At 65.5% G+C, this 5,270-nt stretch carries 4 protein-coding genes; 3 read left to right on the forward strand and 1 reads right to left on the reverse strand.

Annotation, left to right across the window (positions count from 1 at the left end):
- Positions 1 to 61: 61 nt before the first annotated feature.
- A protein-coding gene (locus ACZ7FF_RS44750) for an IS5 family transposase (protein WP_470820493.1) occupies positions 62 to 906 on the forward strand; the annotation gives its coding sequence in 2 pieces (ribosomal slippage) (positions 62 to 437 and positions 437 to 906; 846 coding nt in all).
- Positions 907 to 1,384: 478 nt separating this feature from the next.
- On the opposite strand, the gene ACZ7FF_RS44755 is transcribed toward ACZ7FF_RS44750, so the two are convergent.
- Entirely contained in the window at positions 1,385 to 2,221 is an 837-nt protein-coding gene (locus ACZ7FF_RS44755; RefSeq protein ID WP_470820487.1) for a hypothetical protein, read from the reverse strand.
- 1,133 nt (positions 2,222 to 3,354) lie between these two features.
- Between ACZ7FF_RS44755 and ACZ7FF_RS44760 the strand changes: the two genes are divergently transcribed.
- Positions 3,355 to 3,630: a hypothetical protein gene (locus tag ACZ7FF_RS44760; RefSeq protein WP_470820489.1), complete on the forward strand. Its 276-nt coding sequence runs from the start codon at positions 3,355 to 3,357 to the stop codon at positions 3,628 to 3,630.
- A 593-nt stretch (positions 3,631 to 4,223) separates the two neighbouring features.
- On the forward strand, positions 4,224 to 5,240 hold the full coding sequence (locus tag ACZ7FF_RS44765; RefSeq protein WP_470820491.1) for a serine/threonine protein kinase: 1,017 nt from the start codon (positions 4,224 to 4,226) through the stop codon (positions 5,238 to 5,240).
- Positions 5,241 to 5,270 lie beyond the last annotated feature (30 nt).

Genomic DNA, 5,270 nt, shown 5'->3' on the forward strand with positions numbered 1-5,270 from the left:
TCCTCCGGATACGGAGACCTACGTCCCACCAAGACACCCTTCCTCGGACCATCAAGATCCATTGTCAGAGTGTCCACACCCCAGGGGTCGCCTCAGGGGTACGTGGAGTTGGATTGTTCCGGACGGGCTGTGGGCGATCGCGGAACCGCTGATCCCGCCGTCGAGGGTGCGGCCGCAGGGTGGCGGGACACAGGACACGCCTGATGAGACGCTGTTCGCTGCCATCATCTATGTGCTGGTCAGCGGGTGCGCTTGGCGGGCTTTGCCGCCATGCTTCGGGATATCGAAGTCGACCGCGCACCGCCGGTTCCTGATCTGGTCCCGAGCCGGGGTGTGGGGTCGGCTGCACGAGGAGATCCTGCACCGCCTGGACGACGCCGGCCTCCTCGACCTGTCCCGAGCAGTCCTCGATTCCGCCCACGTGAGGGCGAAAAAAGGGGCGAACTCACAGGTCCGAGTCCCGTGGACCGAGCAAAGCCGGGCTCCAAGATGCACGTTCTGTCGGACGCGAACGGACTGCCCCTCCTCGTCGGGGTCTCGGCAGCCAACACCCACGACAGCCTCGCGCTGAAGCCCATGATCACGGGCCACCAAACGAGACACGACCCCCACCGCGGCCGGTACTTCAAGCCCCAACGTCTCCACGCAGACAAGGCCTACGACATCCCTCACCTGCGGAAATGGCTCTGGGGAAAGCACATCGGCGTCCGAATCGCCCGCAAAGGGATCGAGTCCAGCGAACGATTGGGACGCCGCAGACGGGTCATCGAACGCACCATGTCCTGGCTGACCGGCTACCGCCGCCTCAACCACCGCTACGAACGCTATCCCCGCAACTACCTGGCGTTTCTCGGCCTCGCTGCAGCCCTCTGCTGCTACAAGCGACTCCTCAAACTCACCACATAGGACACGGTCTTATACTGAGCGCCTCCCACGGACATCGCCACCACTGCGGTGGATGTGTGAGAAAGGGCGCTTCGTCCGAGCTGGGGCAGCAGCCTGTCGACTACAGTCGGCCGATCGCGGGAGTGTGGCGGCTGCCGCACAGGCACTGCTGCATGCCCTGTGGCCAGAAGTCGCAGGTTCACAGCCCGTCCGCGCAACCGAGCGATGGGGCCCGGCGCAGCGCCGGGCCCCATCGCTCCTGCCGCGGTACGACGCTCGCCGCTGGAGGCGCGGTGCTGGGCGAGACCGTGTCCACGGTCCGGCTCCCAGGGTGTCCGGCTGGTGTGACCCATCAGCCAGTCGACGTCCACCTGATCGCGCGATGGCGGTGCCTATACCGCCGGCGCGCGTCTCGTCCCGCACTTCCAACTGCCCGGCGACACCGACTCCGTGCCTGCCCGCTCGTCAGCACGGGGGCTGTCCTCAGCTCCTTCGGTGGTCACCCGGAGGCGTCCATCGCGGCGTCTTCCACCGCGGAGGCACTGATAGAGGCGGCCTTCGAAGGGGACGGAGGCAGGGTGAAGCGCTTGCCGAAGTCCGAGAAGTCGACCGACGTCTCGTCCTTTCCCTTCGAAGTGATGCGCAGCGGATACGGCTTGCCTTCCGCGGCCACGTAGAAGGTGACGACTTTCTTGTGCTTGCCATCCACAACGCGCAACGGAAGCACCCTGGTACCGCCGATCGTGGTCATGGGCTCCCGGCTCGGCGGGCCGACGCTCCGCACTCCCTTCGCGAGGCTGTTCACATCACCCAGCGAGCAGGCGAGGACCGACGCAAAACTAATCATTGAGGGCGAGTTCGACGTGGCATACAGGTACTTCCCCCGAGCCTTCGGGAGTTCGGCCAGGATCTTCTTCCCGTCCGGCTGCTCCCAGTACGATTGATCCGGCTTGGCCCATATCTCGTCCCCCTTCTTGAGGACCTTGGTCGTACCGCCCTCATTGGTGAAGGCCCCCGCGCAGTTGCCCGACGCATCCTCGTCGACCTCCATGATTCCGCGCACGCTGGCATGCCAAGTCCCCGACGTCCGCAAAGCCTTGATGCTGTCGCGCAGCAATGCCGCAGCCGGACGCTTCTCTACCGAAGAGGGGGTCCTGTCGCCCGTATCGTCCGGTTTCGGATCACCTGTGCCGCTGGGCTTCTGGTCGGTCTCATGGTACGAGGCGGTGTCGCCGGGCTTCTTCGCGGTGCCGGACGAGTCGCTGCCGCAACCCGTCGCACCCAGGACGAGGGATGCGCCCAGAACCGTAACCAACAAGTGCGTCTTCTTCGTCATGTATGGCTCCTCTTCTTCGTCATGTATGGCTCCTCGTGCGTTCCTCATGCTCGCGGGCGTTCACAATGCTGGTGGCTCCGGGCCGGACCAACTCACCACCCGTGTGGTCGGGAGCGTCGGATGCCCCGACCGCCCATCGCCCAGGGTTGTAGAACCGGGCCCCGCCACGACGTCCGTAAGGACCACACCCTGATCGGCACCGGATCCGGCACGGCCACGTCCTGGGGCCACTGGGCGGCGGACCTGCTTCGAGCCGTCGCCGCGCCGACGTCACTCGGCCGACGATGCACCGCGCCGTCACCTGCGAAGCGACGGTCAGAAGTAGAGCACAGTCGGGGGACACCGACTTCCGGACCGCACCCCGATGATCCATCGCGCGCACAGGCCGCCGCCCGCCAGGGCGAGGCAGCGTTCGCGCAGGTGGGAGCGCGCGTTCTACCAGTTCTAGGTGCTGAGAGGAGGAGGGGAACCCTGGTGTGGCCTCATCCGACCACCCGTCAACCGCGCACGCGGTGTGAACGTTGCTGCCACCACGTGCCAACTGGTCGGGCCCGTGTCAGGAATGCGTCCCGACCCGGCCCATCGACACTCGCTGCCCGTTCTGCCTGGAACGCCAGGCGGAGACAACTGCCGCTCGCGCTCAGGCCTCTCCTCCGGCCGGCTCCCTGGCGTTCTGCGCCGAGCCGCACCGTTCCCGTCGGAATCGCTCACCGGGACGGAGCCAGGGTGCGTCAGACGTGGAGGTATTCGTGTCCGGCGTGCGCGTCTGACACCCCGTCAGTGTGCGGCCGGCTCCCGTGTTTCCGGGGTCAGTGGCATCGGCATCTGCAAGACGACCTGTCATGGTGCGCTTGCCTGGCTCGGATATGCCGACCTATACGGGCACGACCGCTTCCACCTTACTGCTCAGCGACAGAGCGCAGCGCTGTGCGTCTGTTGGCACTGGGTACGGCCATGGTCGCCCAGCACGCCAATCGGGGGGCTGCGATGGGTTTCGCGGAGCTAGCTGACCGAGCGTCGGAACTGACTGCGGTCACGCCCATGAAACTCAACTGGCACGGAGTGACCGGGAACTGATGATGGTGCAGCGCCCCTGCGACACGGACCTCTCGCAGTCGAGTACTCCGGGTGGAATGTGCACGCTGGCGCGCAACGACAACAACGCGCTCCTCACGCACGCCGTGTTGTTTTCCGGGACCAGGACAACCGTAGTGATCGCCGGCGTGAGCTTCGCGCTGGGCGTCGCCGTGGTGGTGGCCGAACCCCACGTCAAGAGCGGTATGACCAGCCTTAAATCGAGGCTGAGCCGCCGATCGGACGAGACCGCCGATGAGGCCACCACGCCCTTCGGGGTCGTTGCGGAAATCGAACCGGGGCGACCCGACACCCCTCGGCTGCGCGCTGTCTGACCGCCAGGCCAGGCGATGGACCTGTCATCCAGGTTGTCCTGATCGGCACGTACGGCACGGTCAAGGCGATGCGATGGATCTATTTGATTCATTCATGATCGCCGATGACAGGAAAGGCGCTGTCTCTCCCAGTAGGCGACCCGTGGCCCCCTGTCCGACACCCCAGGGCGGCCGGCTCGCGGGATGTCTCCCGCCGCCACCGTTGGCCGCGTGGCACAGTCCCGGCCCTCACCTCGTCGCCGGCCGCGACAGCCGGAGTTCACCTTCAGACAGCCGGACCCGCACGAGACGCCGTCCGTACGCGGCGGTGTACGGGGTAAGTGCAATCCCGATAAGCTCTCGCACGCTTAATAAGCACTTCCCCCCTGCCGCCGACTCCTCCTCTCGCCGCCCATACGAACGGACTCGTAATGAAGTATGCTCATTCGTCCGGGGGACCCTTGCGGCTCCATGGGATCCCTCTTTTTTGTTATTTCGCTACGAAATTGAGCCTTTGCGGTTCGCCGTTGCGTTGCGGTATCGCCCTCCGCACCGTCACCAGCTCGCGAAGTCTGTCCTTTTCCGCAGGGGGGAGTGAAGAGGATATGAAGCCCTTGGGTGCCGACGACCCTCGCCACATCGGCCCATTCCGATTGCTGGCCGTGCTGGGGTCCGGCGGAATGGCCACCGTATATCTCGCGGAAGAGAAGGGACGAGGGCCCACGGATCCCGCACTGGCCGTGGTGAAGGCACTGCAACGCCCATTACTCACGGATCACTATGTTCGACGCCTCTTCCGCCTCGAGATCGAGTCGCTGGGTGACATGAAGGCGAACGGCACATTGCGCCTGCTCAAAAGCGACCCTGACGGTGCGCCACCCTGGTTTGCCACCGATTACGTGGCGGGGATGGACCTCGGGGAGCTCGTCCGCAGTCATGGTCCGCTGGGCACGGAAGCCGTTTTGCGTCTTGCCGCGGAAATCGCTCCGACACTCATTCGCTTGGAGAAACACAACCTCGTCCACCGTGATCTCAAGCCCTCGAACATTCTGGTCCTCGGTGCGGCGGACGGGTCCTTGCGCCTCATCGATTTCGGGGTGGCGCGACGTCTGGGCCGTACGGTTACCCAACCGGTCATGAAGGTGGGAACCGACGCCTTCATGGCCCCTGAACAGGTGTATGGGAAAGCTGGACATCCGAGCGACATGTTCGCCCTGGGCCTCACGCTCGCCTATGCGGCCACCGGGGCGGAGACAGAGCGTCCCGACCTTCACGAGGCCTTTATGACCGGGGCACCAAGCTTTCCGGTCGGCACTTTTGACGGTCTGGACGGCGTTCTCCGGGACCTCGTTGTGGAATGCACACGGCCCGTACCGGCCGATCGCCTCACCGCGCGCGGTCTGCTCGACCGGCTCGCGCGAGACGGCGTTTACCCGCGCGAGAATCAGTCCGACACCTGGCTCTCGAACGCCGCCCGAACCCATGTCCTCCTGCACGAGCAACAGACGAAGTCCTTCCTCCCGGGCCCCACGACACGCACCCGGGTGCCGGCGACGGATGGGCCCCTCACTGGCTGTTCTCATTCCGCTCGGGTGGTCGGTCGGGTTCGAACAGGGGCCTGGTCCGGGTGAGTCTGCCGGTGCGGACGCATAGAAGAAGGG

The sequence above is a fragment of the Streptomyces sp. NPDC037126 genome (genome assembly GCF_055605965.1).